Origin of the sequence: Corynebacterium callunae (assembly GCF_046592015.1) — a bacterium.
Taxonomy (GTDB): domain Bacteria; phylum Actinomycetota; class Actinomycetes; order Mycobacteriales; family Mycobacteriaceae; genus Corynebacterium; species Corynebacterium callunae_A.
Map to the genome: position 1 here is coordinate 100,270 of NZ_JAWVOB010000005.1, position 15,270 is coordinate 115,539.

General features: G+C 53.0%; 13 protein-coding genes and 5 tRNA genes. 8 read left to right on the forward strand and 10 right to left on the reverse strand.

What is annotated here, in order from left to right; genetic code table 11:
- Positions 1-21: 21 nt before the first annotated feature.
- The 3 genes from SFC07_RS07285 to SFC07_RS07295 form a co-directional block, all read right to left on the reverse strand.
- Positions 22-1,116 (reverse strand): CHAT domain-containing protein, encoded by a 1,095-nt coding sequence (locus tag SFC07_RS07285; RefSeq protein ID WP_411207568.1) that lies wholly within the window; start codon positions 1,114-1,116, stop codon positions 22-24.
- A 155-nt stretch (positions 1,117-1,271) separates the two neighbouring features.
- Complete coding sequence (locus tag SFC07_RS07290) at positions 1,272-1,523, reverse strand: DUF5655 domain-containing protein (RefSeq protein WP_411207669.1); 252 nt, start codon at positions 1,521-1,523, stop codon at positions 1,272-1,274.
- Positions 1,524-1,692: 169 nt separating this feature from the next.
- Positions 1,693-1,902, reverse strand: coding sequence for a hypothetical protein (locus SFC07_RS07295; RefSeq protein ID WP_411207570.1), 210 nt, complete (start codon positions 1,900-1,902; stop codon positions 1,693-1,695).
- A 42-nt stretch (positions 1,903-1,944) separates the two neighbouring features.
- On the opposite strand from SFC07_RS07295, the gene SFC07_RS07300 reads away from it, so the two are divergent.
- A complete protein-coding gene (locus SFC07_RS07300) occupies positions 1,945-3,429 on the forward strand; it encodes a recombinase family protein (protein ID WP_411207572.1) in 1,485 nt (494 codons plus the stop codon).
- Positions 3,430-3,605: 176 nt separating this feature from the next.
- Here the strand turns inward: SFC07_RS07300 and SFC07_RS07305 are convergent.
- Positions 3,606-3,681: transfer RNA gene (locus tag SFC07_RS07305), tRNA-Glu, on the reverse strand.
- A 987-nt stretch (positions 3,682-4,668) separates the two neighbouring features.
- On the opposite strand from SFC07_RS07305, the gene SFC07_RS07310 reads away from it, so the two are divergent.
- Genes SFC07_RS07310 through SFC07_RS07325 form a run of 4 tightly spaced genes read left to right on the forward strand, consistent with a single transcriptional unit; the run spans position 4,669 to position 11,261 of the window.
- Positions 4,669-6,171 (forward strand): DUF3375 domain-containing protein, encoded by a 1,503-nt coding sequence (locus tag SFC07_RS07310; protein WP_411207574.1) that lies wholly within the window; start codon positions 4,669-4,671, stop codon positions 6,169-6,171.
- Positions 6,171-6,818 carry a DUF4194 domain-containing protein gene (locus SFC07_RS07315; RefSeq protein WP_411207575.1) on the forward strand — a complete coding sequence of 216 codons (648 nt, stop codon included), beginning with the start codon at positions 6,171-6,173 and terminating at the stop codon, positions 6,816-6,818. Before SFC07_RS07310 ends, SFC07_RS07315 begins: the two co-directional genes overlap by 1 nt.
- Positions 6,815-10,165 (forward strand): ATP-binding protein, encoded by a 3,351-nt coding sequence (locus tag SFC07_RS07320; RefSeq protein ID WP_411207577.1) that lies wholly within the window; start codon positions 6,815-6,817, stop codon positions 10,163-10,165. Before SFC07_RS07315 ends, SFC07_RS07320 begins: the two co-directional genes overlap by 4 nt.
- Positions 10,152-11,261 (forward strand): Wadjet anti-phage system protein JetD domain-containing protein, encoded by a 1,110-nt coding sequence (locus SFC07_RS07325; protein WP_411207578.1) that lies wholly within the window; start codon positions 10,152-10,154, stop codon positions 11,259-11,261. The genes SFC07_RS07320 and SFC07_RS07325 overlap by 14 nt, the downstream gene beginning before the upstream one ends.
- A gap of 436 nt (positions 11,262-11,697) precedes the next feature.
- Here the strand turns inward: SFC07_RS07325 and SFC07_RS07330 are convergent, their stop codons facing one another.
- From SFC07_RS07330 to SFC07_RS07355, 6 genes are all read right to left on the reverse strand, one after another.
- Entirely contained in the window at positions 11,698-11,880 is a 183-nt protein-coding gene (locus SFC07_RS07330) for a hypothetical protein (protein WP_411207579.1), read from the reverse strand.
- Positions 11,881-11,959: 79 nt separating this feature from the next.
- Positions 11,960-12,397, reverse strand: coding sequence for a hypothetical protein (locus SFC07_RS07335; protein ID WP_411207580.1), 438 nt, complete (start codon positions 12,395-12,397; stop codon positions 11,960-11,962).
- Between the two features lie 920 nt (positions 12,398-13,317).
- A tRNA-Glu gene (locus SFC07_RS07340) sits at positions 13,318-13,390 on the reverse strand.
- Between the two features lie 37 nt (positions 13,391-13,427).
- Positions 13,428-13,499 (reverse strand) — tRNA-Gln (locus SFC07_RS07345).
- Positions 13,500-13,579: 80 nt separating this feature from the next.
- Positions 13,580-13,652, reverse strand: a tRNA-Glu gene (locus tag SFC07_RS07350).
- Between the two features lie 37 nt (positions 13,653-13,689).
- A tRNA-Gln gene (locus tag SFC07_RS07355) sits at positions 13,690-13,761 on the reverse strand.
- Positions 13,762-13,954: 193 nt separating this feature from the next.
- Between SFC07_RS07355 and SFC07_RS07360 the strand changes: the two genes are divergently transcribed.
- From SFC07_RS07360 to SFC07_RS07370, 3 genes are all read left to right on the forward strand, one after another.
- Positions 13,955-14,476, forward strand: coding sequence for an SRPBCC family protein (locus tag SFC07_RS07360; protein ID WP_411207581.1), 522 nt, complete (start codon positions 13,955-13,957; stop codon positions 14,474-14,476).
- Positions 14,477-14,543: 67 nt separating this feature from the next.
- Positions 14,544-15,017, forward strand: coding sequence for a DUF2975 domain-containing protein (locus SFC07_RS07365; protein WP_411207582.1), 474 nt, complete (start codon positions 14,544-14,546; stop codon positions 15,015-15,017).
- Entirely contained in the window at positions 15,017-15,223 is a 207-nt protein-coding gene (locus SFC07_RS07370; protein ID WP_411207583.1) for a helix-turn-helix domain-containing protein, read from the forward strand. The genes SFC07_RS07365 and SFC07_RS07370 overlap by 1 nt, the downstream gene beginning before the upstream one ends.
- The last annotated feature ends 47 nt before the right edge of the window (positions 15,224-15,270 follow it).

Consider the following 15,270-nt stretch of genomic DNA (forward strand, 5'->3'; position numbering starts at 1 on the left):
TTTCCCCGGTAAGTCTCAGTCCTAATCGCCCACTTCGCCTTCCGGAGACTTCACTAGAAACAGATTTGACGGGTCAACGTCCTCAGCGTGCGCGAGAACGGGTAGTTCACCGCCCGAAAAACCAGCCATTTCAAGAGCGACCTTTCCAGTATTTACTGCAGAAGCCAAGGACTGTCCGTTGGCTATCGTGGCATAAAAGCGGGCTGAAAATACAATGGCACCCGTATCGTCAATAGAATCCAGCATTCCCACGACAAACGGAATTCCTCCTTCAGTGAGAATGTCCAGCTGTCCGGCGGACTTGCAGGAGTTAAGCACGACCAAGGAAGGCGGGGTGTCCACAGCTGCGAGCGCCCTAGAAAGCGTTGCTGCTGAAATGGCTCGTCCAGGGTTTGGGTCATCCTGGTCTTCTTCGAATAGAACAATCTCCTCGTTGCTATGACCCGAAAAATGCAGTACGTGAGGTGAAAATTCAGTCAAGCCATCGAGAAGATCTTCTGGTGTTGCTGCCGTACGGAAATCGAACTCCACCCAATCACGATGGGTCGCAGACTTTACCGCCTGGCTGATGCGCTTTTGTTCTCTTCCGAGCCTTAGACTTCTTTCACCGGGTAGTGCCCCCATCGGGTCTGAAGTAAGGACGAGGATTCGTAGCTTTTCGATAATAGGGGCTGGAAGTCTCCGTTCCAGAGCAACTACCGAGTTTCCGGTCTCAACCACCCGCGCGTTAAGCGCAGCCTGTTCGCGCTTTAGTTCCGCCATAGTCTTGTTATACTCGGCCACTCGCTTTTTCTCAGCCCTGGTTGCCTCATCCAACTGGGCCTTCGTCAATTTAGTCGTTAGATCGCTTACCTTTTTAGACGCATCAGACGCCTTCCGTTGCCACTGTGTAGCACTCTTTCCCGCCGCTTGAGCCTCTTTGAGACGACGATCATGCTCAGAAAGTTTCATGCGACGAGTAGATTCACTTCTCGTTTTCCCTGCAGCTTCTGCAGCTTTTTCCGCTGCCATTCTCTTCAGTGACTCCTGGGTGCGATACTCCCCGGTCTTCTTTTCTGCTTCAGTTTTAACTTTCTGAGCTCGCTCCAATTCACGAGCAATTTGACTAGCACTCATCTAGATACCCCTTCGCACTTCAGTCCTCGCCGACAGAACTTACATTCGACATTAGGCACAGAATAACACCCATAGAACAAATAGTCGATAGCGATGTTCATACCACTCTCGCAGAAGCGATGAAGTAACTTCTTTAGGACGCGGGCTGTAGACTGCTACCGATTCATCTCATAGGCCTGTTTGACTAGTGTCATCACGTAATCCAAGTCAGTCTCCGAAGTGATTTCCACTCGGTAGTGCCCAATCTTCACTGGAGTCTCAAGGTCTTGCGCAAGTCCTTTGGGGTCATCAAGTGCCCCTGTCTTAACAATTAGAAATAGCCAGAGCTTTAGCTTCTGTATCACAACATCCGCCATGTTGCGGGTCATTTTGAAGGCTACGTATTGTTTCTTCGGCTCAACCTGCATTTCCCGATCGAGACCGAGAATTCGTTCCTGGAGGTCAGCGAAGACTTTGCGGCTGTTTACCCCCACTCCTTCCGATGTGTTCTTCGAGGGTAAAGGTCTGTTGCAAAGGCTTGACGCTCTCCTTGTTCCCAGCTTCGAGCTTCGGCATCCCCGAGATTTTAATTTTCTGTTAGCTCTCGGAATCGAGAGTTAACATCCCGTTTTCGAACAGCTGGTACTTAAGAAGTTCAACCTTGATCGGCAGCAGGTCGGCAGTATCGGTATCGAACTTGTTATAGCTCTCCGCCACGCAGATCACACGAGGTGCGTCCCATTGCACTTCAAATTGCACGCCCTTCTGCTGGCACAGGAAATTGAAACTGTCTTTATGGTCAAGCAACCAACGCAAGTATGAAAGCCCCTGGTTGATAACATTCTCGTTTTGACCCTTCTTATACCCAAATATGAAGGTGGTCAAGCCGAAGGCTTCTCCATCCCAGCCCAACGCGAAGCAAACAAAAAGAAAGCCCAAAGCCTGGGCGCGGTGGTAGTGAAAGAATTCGTCGAGCGTGGAGTATCGGGTACCAGCACTAACCGCCCAGCCCTCAAGGCCATGATGCGCTACCTCGAAGAAGAGCAAGGCAACGTAGACTTCATCATCGTCCACAAGATTGACCGCCTGGCACGCAACCGAGCCGACGATGTTGCGATCAACGCCAAGTTCGACGAGTTCAAAGTCCGCCTGGCCTCTACCAGCGAGAACATCGACCAGACTCCCGGCGGACTCCTGATGCACGGCATCATGAGCTCCATCGCGGAGTTCTACTCAAAAAACCTGGCCAACGAAGTAACCAAAGGCATGACCCAGAAAGTACAGTCCGGAGGTACTGCAGGCAAAGCTCCACTGGGCTATCTCAACACCCGCAACTTCGAAGCAGGCGTAGAGACCAGAACAGTGGAGGTAGACCCAGAGCGATCCCCGCTCGTCCAATGGGCTTTCGAGCGCTACGCCGAAGGAGACATCTCGGTGGCAGAGCTAACCACCGAGCTCAATGCCCGAGGACTAACCACCGTCCCCACCAGGGTGTATCCCTCAAAGCCGGTAAACAAGAGATACGTCCACGGGATGCTCTCGAACAAATATTATCTAGGCATCACCACATACTGTGGCGTGGAGTATCCAGGCAACCACCAACCACTCATCTCCAAGACCCTGTTCGAGAAGGTTGGCCAAACACTCAACACTCGTCGCCAAGGCGAACGGCGACGCAAGCTCGACCACTTCCTTAAGTCCACCGTCTGGTGCGGAGACTGTGGCTCGCGACTCATCCTGCAGAAACCCACCAACCACCAAGGTATCCAGTACGAATACTTTGTCTGCAATGGTCGGATGTCTAGGCGAACAGACTGCACAATGTCTGCAATACCTCTCGCCTGGCTAGAGAGCCAGATCGAGGATCTCTACCGCAATATCCAAGTTCCACCAGCCCTCCTCGAAACCCTCCGCCCTCGCCTCAAGGAGCAACTTGCTCTGCACAACTCCTCCCGAAGCGAAGAGTTCGACCAGCTCAAGTCTAGTGAGCTGAGCATCAAGCGTAAGCAAGAGAAACTGCTCGAAGCATACTATGACCAAGCCCTACCAATGGAGCTCATGGCCAGAGAACAAAAGCAACTGGAGCATAGCCTGTCTCAGGTGCAAAGGAAGCTAAAGGCTTTCGAGGGAACTGAACAGATGCACGACGAGATGCTCGAGCGTGCCCTAGAGTTTGCCGCTAACTGCTTCTCCTCATATACCAAGGCATCGGATATCCAGAAGAAGATGCTAAACCAGCTCTTCTTCGAGAAAGTCTTGATCAGCTCGAAAGGAGAAAAAAGAACACCATGCCCACGCCCATCTCAATACGTGGACTCTAATCTTCCGCACTAACAACGTCGCCCAGAATGAGGCGATAGATATAGAACACAATCTTGAGGAATATCTTGACTTGGATCTAGACGAAGACCTGGAGACTAGTGCAGAAACAACCGAAAATACAGGAATAGCCAGATCTGAAGACCTGGCTATTCCTGTTAATTCACTTAATCGTATGTGTAAGAACACAATGGTACCCCGTACGGGATTTGAACCCGTGTTACCGGCGTGAGAGGCCAGCGTCCTAGGCCGCTAGACGAACGGGGCGCGTTTGGTACGAGAGAAACTATATGTCATAAAGTTAAAGCTAAACAAACCCGCATGTCAGAGATAGTTTTTTGGCCACTTTTTCAATGCTTATAAAACTAAGGGCACCTCCTTCGAATTTTACCGTCGAAGAAAGGTGCCCGGCGTACAAGGGTCGTGTTGTTTAGTTCTTAATCTGACCCTTTCAACCTCCCGCAGTGGCTTTAACCTACTACCACCGCTTTCCGGCTGCGTTTCGGAAGTATCGTCAACTCGAGTAAATTGTTCTCGCTGTTGCGTCCGTTGATGCCCTTATTGGGCTTAATGTGCCGAGTGTGGGTTGTTAAAGGTGGAGAAGTTGGGTGTCAGATGACTACAACGAGGTGTCATTTCGAGGCGAGCTCCTGATTCACACATCTTTAGTGCCTGGAATTCATGGTTATGGCGGTGCCAGCTTCCAGGAGGACAGCTTCGTTGTGTCCGAACTTCGTCATATCTTCACTTACTGCCATACACTCTCCTTCTGTAGGTCGCTTCCATTAACTCCAGAGCGCTCTTTCCGAAGCCTTCTAAGATGCATTAGCGCTGGTCAGCAGCTACATCTTGTTGGTGATCGGCTATGAACTTCTCTGATGAACCTGACTTTAACCCCATGGGAATTGCAGGTAAAGGGTTAGCAATCTAATACCGAGCAAGTCGAAAATAATCTTTACCCCCGCTCGCTTTAAAAGAGCAGCTCAATGCCACCGTACGCACGTACCACACAGGGGTGAGATCTGATGAGTGACACTGCACAAAAGCTTAAGCCCACGCGACCTCTGCGCTGATTGCTTTGCCTAATCCTTAAAACCGCGCCCAACCGCGTCCCCCTCAAGCCCCAAAAAGAGCGCACTACCCCACCAACAGACCCCACCTTAACCCACCACTGACCTGCTCAAATAGACTTTCCGACCACCTGTTCGTTCGAATCTGCTGAGCGTGTCTAGGGCCTATGGCACACTGATCTCCATGAGCTCAATCGCCCAAGCTTTATCCTTCCAACGGATTTTGACGGACTCCCCCGCCGTCCGGCTTTTGGCCGCTAAAAATGCACCATATGTGCTGGCCACGGTGGCAGTTCATTTTGCAGGTGCACCGGCTCCCCGCCCAGCATCTGAGGTCTATGAGCTCATGGCAGCAGATCTAGCAGTGCTGCGCCAACACGGAATGGAGCTGCCTAAGACCCCGGCGGAATATTGCACCGACTGGGTTCGCAGCGGCTGGTTGGTTCGAAAGTCTGGCAGCCAGCGAACCGGCGAATTGCTTGAGCCTTCTGAGGACGCTTTAAGCGCATTGCAGTCAGTGCAACGATGGGAGAAGCCTCGTTCAGCAGTAACCGCATCCCGATTGGAATCAATCTCAGATGCATTGCGTGGTTTAGCACGCGATACAGATCCAGATATTTCCTCCCGCTTGGAACGGCTGCAGCTTGAAAGAGGCCGCCTCGACCGCGAGATCGAAAGAGTTTCCCAAGGCGATTTTGAGTTGCCTTCGGTAGAGATGGTGTCTGAAAGAATTGAAGATATTTTGACCTCTGCCTCTTCAGTACCAGCGGATTTTGCGCGTGTGCGCCATGAATTTGAGGTACTTAACCGCACCTTGCGCCGGCAATTGTTAGATCCTGATGCCACCTACGGCGATGTGTTGGATGAGATTTTCACCGGCGTAGACGTCATCAGTAATTCCGAGGCCGGACGTAGTTTTAATGGCTTCTATTCCATCATCACTGATCCTGAACGCAGTGCATTCATCGATAACTGGATTGACCAGATTCTCGCCAGCGAGCCTGCTAGCCAACTCAACCAGGAAAGTCGAATGTCCCTGCGCAGCCTCATTCGGGATATGGAATCCGCCGGCGCAGAGGTGAACTCGGTGATGACAGGCCTGGCCCGCTCCCTGCGTCACTATGTGGCCAGTGAACAATTTGCGGAGGATCGGAAGATGATTGAGCTAATCCGTGAAACCCGAGCTCTCGCTGCTGATGCAGTACAAGAATCCGAGCTCAGCGCCATTCATGCCATGGAAACTCCCCTGCAACGCATCGGCATGAGCATTCACTCTGTTAGCTCCATCGAGCTGGCCAACCCCGGTGAAGAAGTTGTGGAGGGTGAAACTGCGGTTAATGAACCAACCTCACTTAATGTCGAAGAGCTCATGGCCGCGGTTCGCCAATCAGACATTGACCTTGAACAGCTCATTTCCTCAGTTCGAGATACCGTCACCGCGGAAGGCGGGCAAGCAACAATTAGCCAGGTTCTGGCCAGACATCCAGCCACTCAAGGCCTGGGCAGTATCGTCGGCCTTCTCCATTTGGGTCTCAAATACGGAGTACCGGCTGACCGCATGGGGCATGTCACCTGGAAGGAAGAGGAACCGCCTCAGGGTGCCAATCACGAGGAAACCCGCAGCATTACCCGCCACGCCACCATCGATCAATACTCCTTTGACACCACCAGCCTGGAGGAAATGTAATGTCCGCCATTGAACCTTTATGGACCGGCGATTCCGGCACTTTAACCTTCGATTCCCGCCGCGCCCTGGTGCAGCTGCTCAAAGGCCCGCTGCTGCGAAAGTCAAAACATTCAGAACTGTGGTCTGCTGTGACCACTGATACCGAGGCATTGCGCAGTCGGCTCGCCGATGTTTTCCTCGATCTCATCGTGGACGAAGATGCCGGCATCGCCTTTACCCGCATGGCCGTCCCGGATAACGAGCTGAAAATTCCCGTAGTGTTGCGCGTTGACCGCCTGAAACACGTCGATACGCTTATTCTTTTGCACCTGCGCAACGAGCTGGGCCTGAGTGCCCCGGGTGAGCGCGTCATCGTTGATGTGGAGGAGCTGCGCGACCAGGTGCGCTCCTACCAGCGCACCGATGATCTTGACGATGCCGCTTATAACAAGCGTTTTAATTCTGCGATAACCCGCATTCGCAACACCTACCACCTGCTTGATGAGACGGAAACTGAAGGCCGCTTTGAAGTCTCTCCGGTGCTGCGCCACATCTTTGATGTGGATACCGTCACCGCGCTGCGGGATGAATATGCGCGCTACGCCCTAAGCGGAGCACCAACCGGGGCACCCGCCGGCGAATCTGATACTGCGAAGGAAGTGCTATGAGCACCATCTACCCCGGCCAATTCCGCCTCTCCCGCATCCAGCTAATTAACTGGGGTACTTTTTCGGGCTACGTTGATATGCCCATTGCCCGACGTGGCCAGCTGATCACCGGTGGCTCGGGCTCGGGTAAATCCACGCTTCTCGACGCCATGGCCTCAATCCTCGTCCCACCAGTAAAAGTACGGTTTAATGAGGCCGCACAACAAGGGCTGAGCCGTGAACAGGGGCGCACGCTGGCGTCCTATATCCGCGGTGCGTGGAGGCGGCGTGAAGATGCCGAAACCGGTGGCATCGCCTCGACTTTCCTGCGCAGCCGCGCCACCTACACTGTTGTTGGCCTCACCTACGACGATGCTGCTGGCACTGTATATACGCTGGTTGGACTGTTTTATTTGAAGGCTGGCGATACCGCGAACTCCCAGGTTCAAAAGTTCTACGGCACCCTGCCACGGGATATCGATCTGCGTGAATTTGAGCCATTTCTAAAAATGGGCATTGATAAACGCAAACTCAAAAACGCCTTTGAGGATGGCCGATTCAGCGATAATTACCGCGTTTTTGCCGACTATTTCCGGCCCCGCTTGGGCATGCACACCGAAGAGGCGCAGCTACTGCTGCATCGCACGCAGTCTGCAAAGTCCCTTTCTAGCCTTGACCAGCTCTTCCGCGACTATATGCTGGAGCCACCCGCTACCTTCGACATGGCTGCGGAAGCCGTCGAACAATTTGATGATCTGCGCCAAGCCTATCGGCGCGTTGTGGATGTCCGCGCCCAAATTGAGGTTCTAGAGCCCTTGGTTGCGCTGCGCGATCAACGCGATGAAAATGAAGCCCGCAAAGCTCATGCCACGCAGATGAAGCAGGCCTTCCCCACCGTGCGCGACACCCTCCATGTGGAAAGCAATCGCGACCGCCTTACCGAGTTATCCACCAATCGAACTGCTGCCGATGCCCGCGAGGCTCAGCTACGGGAATCACTTGATGGAGCCCAGCAGCGCATGACCTCTGCCACCGCAGCCCTGCAATCCCAGGGCAATGGCCGCCTCAATGTGCTTGATGAACAAGAAGCGCGCGTTAAAGAGCGCCGCGATCGCAGGTTGGTGGACCAAGGAAAGGTCCACAATGCCGTGCGCGCCGTCGATGGCACCATTCCAGCTGATGCTGAACAATATGCCCAGCTTTTGGTCCACACCCAAGAAATCGAGGCTAACTCCCCTAAACGCATTAGCACGTGGGAGGCCGAAAAACTCACCGAGGAGGTGGGCCGCCATGACCTCAAAACCCAGCGCGCAGAGCTTAGCGCCGAGCTCAGTTCCCTTGGTCAACGCAGCAGCAATATTGATCGCCGTTATATCCTCGTGCGCGAGCAACTTGCCGAAGCCCTGCAGGTCACCGAACAAGAACTTCCCTTTGCCGGCGAATTAATAGATATCGCCCCCGATCACCTCCGCTGGGAACCGGTGATCCAAAGAATGCTCGGTGGTTTTGCCATTACGCTGCTGGTACCAGCGCGATTGGGGCCGGCCATCAATTCTTATGTCAACCAGACCAACCTCGGCATCAACCTGAAATACCGCGTCATCCCGGCCAACGTTGTTGCCTCCCGCGGCTCCTCAAGCCCCACAGCGCTGAGCAACAAACTCCACTTCACCGACGCTCCCATGTCCACCTGGGTGCGCAATGAGGTCCTGCGCACCCACAACTATGAGTGCGTGGACAATGAGCGCGAACTCGAAGCACTCGGCGCCCACCAACAAGGCGTAACCCTTAACGGTTTGGTACGCGAACGAGCCTATAAGGACGGTTCCGTCGGCTACGCCAAGGATGATCGCCGCAAACTCGGCGACCGTTCCACCTACCGCCTCGGTTCCTCCAATGATGACAAGGTGGAGTTGCTCCGCGCCGAAATCAGCGACGTTGACGGCAAAATCACCGCAGTTGATAACCGAATCCGCGACAAAAAGCGCCTCATTGCCAAAGAACGCACGCTAATTGAGCACGCCAAAATCATCGCGCAATTCACCTTTGACCAAATTGACGTAAGTGTCGACGACGCCAGCCTCACCTCCCTCGCCGAGCAGCGCGCAGAGATCCTTTCCTCACCCGAACTCGCGCAGCTCCAACAGCAGGCCGACGCCTCCCGCCAGCACTACAAAAAAGTCGAGACCGAATTCCTCAAGGCCGCCAACGAGGCCAGCCAGCTGGCCACCGAGATCGCCACCATCACCGAAGACATTGCCCGCCTTGAGGCCGAGCTAGCCAAGCGCCCGCTTGTCGACGAGAAGATCTACGCCGAGTTGGCCACTCGCACTCGACGAATTACCAAAATGAATATTGACAGCATCACCGATAAGGTCAACGGCGAGCTTGATGCCACTATTGATGCCTCCGAAAAAGCCATTAACAGTGCTAATTCGCAGATCGCGCGGGTGCTCGGAAAATATATCGCTGAATGGCCTTCTGAAAAGGCCGACCTCCAAGACAGCCCCGAATTTGCAGGTGAAGCCATTAATCGACTCTCAGATTTGCGACGCAACCGTCTCGGAGATTTTGAGGGTCGCTTCCTCGACCTCATGAATGAGCGCTCGGTGAAAAACCTCGGTGCGCTAGCCACCTCTCTGCGCCGTGCCCGTGGAGATATTGAAACCCGCCTCTCACCAGTTAACGAGTCTCTCGGCCGTTCTGAATTCAACGCTGGACGCTGGTTGCGTGTTGAGGTCAGGGACAATCGCAATCGTGACGCCCAAGATTTCATGGATGATCTCACCGCGGCAACCAGTGGTGCGATGGCCGCCACCCGCGAACGCGATATCGCCGAAGCAGAAAAACGCTATGCCGCACTTTCGGTCATCCTTGATCGCCTTGGCAGTGAAAATGCCGATGACCAGCGCTGGCGTCGACTCGTTCTAGACACCCGCTTGCACGTCCGCTTCATTGCCTCTGAAGTCAACGCTGAGGGCGCCGTGGTTAACACCTATGTCGATTCGGCGTCCTTGTCTGGTGGCCAGGCGCAAAAGCTCGTGTTCTTCTGTCTGGCTGCGGCTTTGCGATTCCGTCTCGCCGAAGCTGACGAAGACCACCCTCGTTATGCCACCGTGGTGCTAGATGAGGCCTTCGACCGCGCTGACCCCGCATTTACCCGCACCGCCATGGACATCTTTGCCGAGTTCGGATTCCACATGGTGCTGGCCACGCCACTAAAACTCATTCAAACTCTCTCCCCCTATGTTGATGGCACAGTTGTGATCAACTACTCCGAGGGTGTCGACAACAACGGCCACGACGTCGCACGTTCTGGATGGGCTCATATCGATTCTTCCGAAGGAGTAGCCAATGAGATTTCCTGATGATGTCGCCCAACGCGCCGCCAGCTATTTCCGTACCCGGATTCCAGAGCTGCTGACCGCCGAGACCTTTGAGTGGTCGCTGCCCTTGCAAGCTCCCACTGCTGCCATTGCATTCGAAAAATATGAAGAAGCTCAGAACTTCATTCGCACCTGGCAGGACTGGTCCGGCCCTGGAGAAATCACCTTTGAGGATAAGCACTGGCACCGCGTTGGTCTAGGAATTCAGCAGGTACCCACAAGGATTAGCACCACCACCCCTGCAGAACTCGCCAAGCTTGCAGGAGCAGGGGAAATTTTCGCAGAACTCCAAACCAAACTTGCGCTGTTGGGGCCAGAAAACACCCAAAGAGCCGTCGAAGTGCTGCCCTTGTGGAGGGATCTTCCTGCGGAGGAATGCGCCTGGGTGCCTAAAGTGGTGGACTGGTTTCGCGAAAATCCCGCATCTGGGCTTCGGCCTCGTGCTGTGGCAGTCGCCGGAGTTCACGGCAAGTGGCTTGAGCGCAATGCCCGGCTGGTCCTCCACCTCCTTGGTGCAGAAGACTTAGGTCTGTTTTCCGGCGATCACCTCGTGCGCCTGCGGATTCTCGATCCAACCTTTGGAAACGGCCTAACCGATATCAGCACCCCACTTGCCGAGGCAGCCACCATGTGGCCCACCCGCGGGCCCAGAACTGCGCTCATCGTGGAAAATAAAGAGACCTTCCTCAGTCTAACTACGGCCTGGCCAGAGACCATCGCCGTGTGGGGTGCTGGTTATGCCCTCGGTCAATTAAGCCGACTGCCTTGGTTGCACCGCTGCGACAGAATCCTTTATTGGGGTGACCTCGATTCAGATGGTTTTGCGATCCTGCACCAACTGCGCAGCAGCTTCACCACGGTGGAATCAGTGATGATGTCCCCTGCCGATGTTCACCGCTGGGCTCATCTAGGAGTCCCGGACCCCGGCAATTTCACCACCGTGCTGCCACTGCTTTCCCCAGCAGAATCTGACGCTCGCCAAGCCTTACTGACCAGTGGAAAAATCCGCATTGAACAAGAACGCATCCCGTGGGATATTGCGTTGAACATGCTAAATGAGGCAGTGATTCACAACTGATTCTACTCAGCGGAATTTGGCCATTGTCAGCTATGGAAAAGGTGCCAGGCCACCTCAACACCCAAAAAATGCCAATTTGAACGGCAAGCAATCAACCGAACAAAACGTCCTCAGTACGCATTCCCGAAGTTAAGGAATCCCCTACGGTTCCAACCAGCGATTTCTTGCGCAAGGAGGAGATCTCTTAAACAAGGGCTTTTCGACGAAGTCCGAGTGGGTTAGGTAGCAAAAGGGCGGTCCGCATGATACGAACTGCCCTTTGAACTGGCGATTTCAGGCAACTACCCCAACTTGGCCCACACAAGGCTTCGAAACAACGCCATCACTCGATTTTCGATAAATGCTCAACTAAAAAATAGCAAGACCTACTACCTATACATGCCCTGAGACGTCAGTAGTAACTAGCTAATCAGGGAGTGAGAGCTACTGAGGGGCATTATTTAAAAATGCGATAAAAAGGGTTCCTGTTCCGACGCATTTGACGTTGAAGGAGTTCCTGTTCAATTCTCGCCATTTCCTCATTAGCCTTAGCCTGTGCTTCGGGTAAATACTTAATCAACTTCTTGTGGGCATCGGACAGCTCACGATGTTGCCCGGCAGTCAGGAATGTCTGTGCCATTTTGATCACCCTTTCTATTCCACAATACTAGCAGCGTAACAATAACTATTAGAGTCACAAATCGATTAAGGCGCAATTGTCAATCGGCTTCTTCGGGGGGCGCATTGAGCGGGTTGAACTTGCGGTTGTAATCGATCACAGACTTCTTGAAATGCTCATCCTCCACGTCTGCCAAACGGGATTCCACCATAGCACCCAGGAAATACCATCCCACTGCTTGTTCTGCCGGATCCGTAGCCAACGTATGATCGATAGCCCATTGAACACGCTCATAGTATGCAGCTCTATCATCTGAGTCACGCTTTTGAGCAAACGTTAATAAGGTGCCTCCCACAGCGAAAGCAGCGATAAAGGTACCAAAAAGGGAACCTCGATAATTAGAAAGTTGAAATGCGGCTTCACGCCAAGGCATATCCCCAACCGCGATCATGAGCCAGAAAATTATCATGATCGCTATTAAAAAGAATAAACCAATTGATAAAAGTAGCACTAGTATCATCCCTCGTCCTGATTTCACATTAGGAACTTTACGAAAACACAAGGACACTTAAGTCCCGAATGTTCGAATATATATTCGGACAAAGGTGTCGTTATTCGAAACTCCGAACCCATCAGCAATACATCCATCACGTCAAGGTGAAGTTCGAAATCGAAGACTTTGCAGCAATTAAACGAAGATGCGACGTTGAGCAACAGCAGGGTCGATGACTCCACTAAGACAGTCAACCTTGCCGAGGCGATATGGAGAAAGCGGGCTGAACCTATGAACCTTAAGCCTTACGTCTACGGTTGATATTGCCGACCAGCTGGCACTTTTTGCCCAGCTGAACCAATCTGAGGCGAAGACTAATGTCTAGTTTGCAACCACAAAACAGAAGATACTGGGGGTATAAGCAAGAAAAAATTAGATCTGTAAGCACATCCCGACCGAGTAAGCAATAATAAAGCCAACGATATTGCACGTAATCGACAAGGCGGACAGGTATGGCTCACCCAATAAACAATCTCGGAGACTACGGGCGTATGACGTCGCTACTTAAAGCCGCTGGAGGAAACCTAGCGAAATATAACCATAGACAACAGCTCATCGGCGGAGGAAAAGCACTTGGTGTCCTCGTTTTAGGAATCACTGCAAACGAGGGCTGGAAAGCCTGGAGCAACCGGAAGAAAGCCACAACTTAAGTCCCGGATCCAACGGTCGCAAACCATAGGGAAGCAAAGTTACGCGATGCCCCTGCGGTAGACGAGGAACTAAAATCTAAGGTCGAACAGAACTCCGACAATGAGGATGAGCACATCGTAGCCGAAGACGAAGAGCCAAAACGAACACTAATTAAGGGCGGAGCTAGGCCCTTAATTTATTCAGCACGTGGCTCAAATTGGGGGTTAAGTAGCAAAAAAGGGCGGTCCGCATAATACGAACCGCCCTTTCATTTGTACCCCGTACGGGATTTGAACCCGTGTTACCGGCGTGAGAGGCCAGCGTCCTAGGCCGCTAGACGAACGGGGCATTAGGACACGATCATTTGTTTTCCAGCTGATCGCAGCTGGCCTACCAGGACTCGAACCTAGAATGACGGTACCAGAAACCGTAGTGTTGCCAATTACACCATAGGCCAATGTTTTCCAAGGTTTAAAGCACCTTGGGAAGTTTGCACTTCATATAAAACCTCACTCCGAAGAGTGAAATTTTACAACGTACCCCGTACGGGATTTGAACCCGTGTTACCGGCGTGAGAGGCCAGCGTCCTAGGCCGCTAGACGAACGGGGCATTAGGACACGATCATTTGTTTTCCAGCTGATCGCAGCTGGCCTACCAGGACTCGAACCTAGAATGACGGTACCAGAAACCGTAGTGTTGCCAATTACACCATAGGCCAATCATTGCTCGCATTGTGCTGAGCAACGAGGAATACTATAACCACAACCATGCAATACGGCCAAATCTGCAGGTGACCTGCAAGCCTTGGCAGCTTGGTTGAGTGGCGCGGGGTTGCATCGAAAAGCGGTTTTTAGTGCTCTTTCAGGGCTAGACTGTGAAGAAGTTATCGACACCCGAAGGGATCTTGGTTTATGCCTTTTCCAGCGCTGCTTATTCCGCTTATTTTTTGGACGGCGATTGCTGCTTTGTCTTCGTGGGCGGTGAGCCGTGCGCTGCCGCTGCGCGCGAGCAACACCATTGAAATCAACGCGCCGGCAGCCAAGGTCTGGGAGCTGATTAGCAATCCGCAGCGCGCCTCGGAATGGAATGAGCACATTGTGTATGCGCGCCCCAAGGAGAAGGTGGCGGCTGGTTCGCGGGTGATTATGAAGGCAAGGCACCCTGAGGCACCGCATTTGAGCGCGCGTTTGCGACCGCGGATTGAGATTTTTGAGCCCAATAGGGAGCTCAGTTGGACTGCCAAGATTATTGCGCCGTGGGTGCTGGCCGTAACCGATACCACTACTCTGCACGAAATTGATGAAAATCGCACAGAGGTCACCCAGACCATGGGGTTTAGTGGCTTCCTTTCCCCTGGCGTGCCGTTTTTGACGAGCATCGAGAAGCTCAAAGAGAGCTCAAATAAGAAACTAAAGGCCCTGCTGGAAACTTAAGCCCTTGCACAAACATATCGATTAACGATAGATTCATGCCTTGAAACGACAAGTGAAAGGCTTTTTAATGCACCCTCGCATTCTGCTCATCCTGCGCCTAATATTTGGGTTCGCCTTTATCGGCATCGCGGTCCTACAGTGCCTGCTGCTCCTCAAAATCTTCACAGATTCCCGCACCGGCGGCGAAATCTCTCCCCTGCCTCTAATTGTGCTGGCCACCTTGCTGGTTATCTGCATGGGCCTGGTGGAGTTTATTATTTTCTGCCTTTTTAAACTGCTCAAGCTGGTGGCTACAGATGAGATCTTCAATAAACAAGCCATCGCTTGGGTCGATCGCATCACCATAGTAATCGCCGCGGGCGCAATCCTGCTGCTGCCGATGTCTTATATCGTCGCCGAGGTTGATGACGCCCCCGGTGCCATCATCATCGCCCTTGTGCTCGCCATGCTGATCATGGGCGTGGCCTTGCTGGTCAATATCATGCGCGCGCTGCTCGCCCGCGCAATTGGCTTTTCGATAGAACTTGAGGCGGTCATCTAATGGCCATCATCGTTGATATTGATGTCATGCTCGCCCGCCGCAAAATGGGCGTAGGCGAACTTGCTCAGGCAATTGGCATTACTCCGGCTAATTTATCGGTATTAAAAAATGGCCGTGCCAAGGCGATTCGTTTTAGCACCTTGGAGGCCATTTGCCGGGAGCTTCATTGCCAGCCGGGAGATATTTTGCGCTTTGAGGAAGAGTAGCCAGACGCTGCGGGTTTGCGTCGAAAAGCAGAAAAGGCGCCCCGGAA

Excerpts from the sequence above, each read along its gene's own strand:
- SFC07_RS07285 (WP_411207568.1), bottom strand. The coding sequence starts at position 1,116 with ATGAGTGCTAGTCAAATTGCTCGTGAATTGGAGCGAGCTCAGAAAGTT.
- SFC07_RS07290 (WP_411207669.1), bottom strand. The coding sequence starts at position 1,523 with ATGCAGGTTGAGCCGAAGAAACAATACGTAGCCTTCAAAATGACCCGC.
- SFC07_RS07310 (WP_411207574.1), top strand. The coding sequence starts at position 4,669 with ATGAGCTCAATCGCCCAAGCTTTATCCTTCCAACGGATTTTGACGGAC.
- SFC07_RS07315 (WP_411207575.1), top strand. The coding sequence starts at position 6,171 with ATGTCCGCCATTGAACCTTTATGGACCGGCGATTCCGGCACTTTAACC.
- SFC07_RS07320 (WP_411207577.1), top strand. The coding sequence starts at position 6,815 with ATGAGCACCATCTACCCCGGCCAATTCCGCCTCTCCCGCATCCAGCTA.
- SFC07_RS07325 (WP_411207578.1), top strand. The coding sequence starts at position 10,152 with ATGAGATTTCCTGATGATGTCGCCCAACGCGCCGCCAGCTATTTCCGT.
- SFC07_RS07330 (WP_411207579.1), bottom strand. The coding sequence starts at position 11,880 with ATGGCACAGACATTCCTGACTGCCGGGCAACATCGTGAGCTGTCCGAT.
- SFC07_RS07360 (WP_411207581.1), top strand. The coding sequence starts at position 13,955 with ATGCCTTTTCCAGCGCTGCTTATTCCGCTTATTTTTTGGACGGCGATT.
- SFC07_RS07365 (WP_411207582.1), top strand. The coding sequence starts at position 14,544 with ATGCACCCTCGCATTCTGCTCATCCTGCGCCTAATATTTGGGTTCGCC.
- SFC07_RS07370 (WP_411207583.1), top strand. The coding sequence starts at position 15,017 with ATGGCCATCATCGTTGATATTGATGTCATGCTCGCCCGCCGCAAAATG.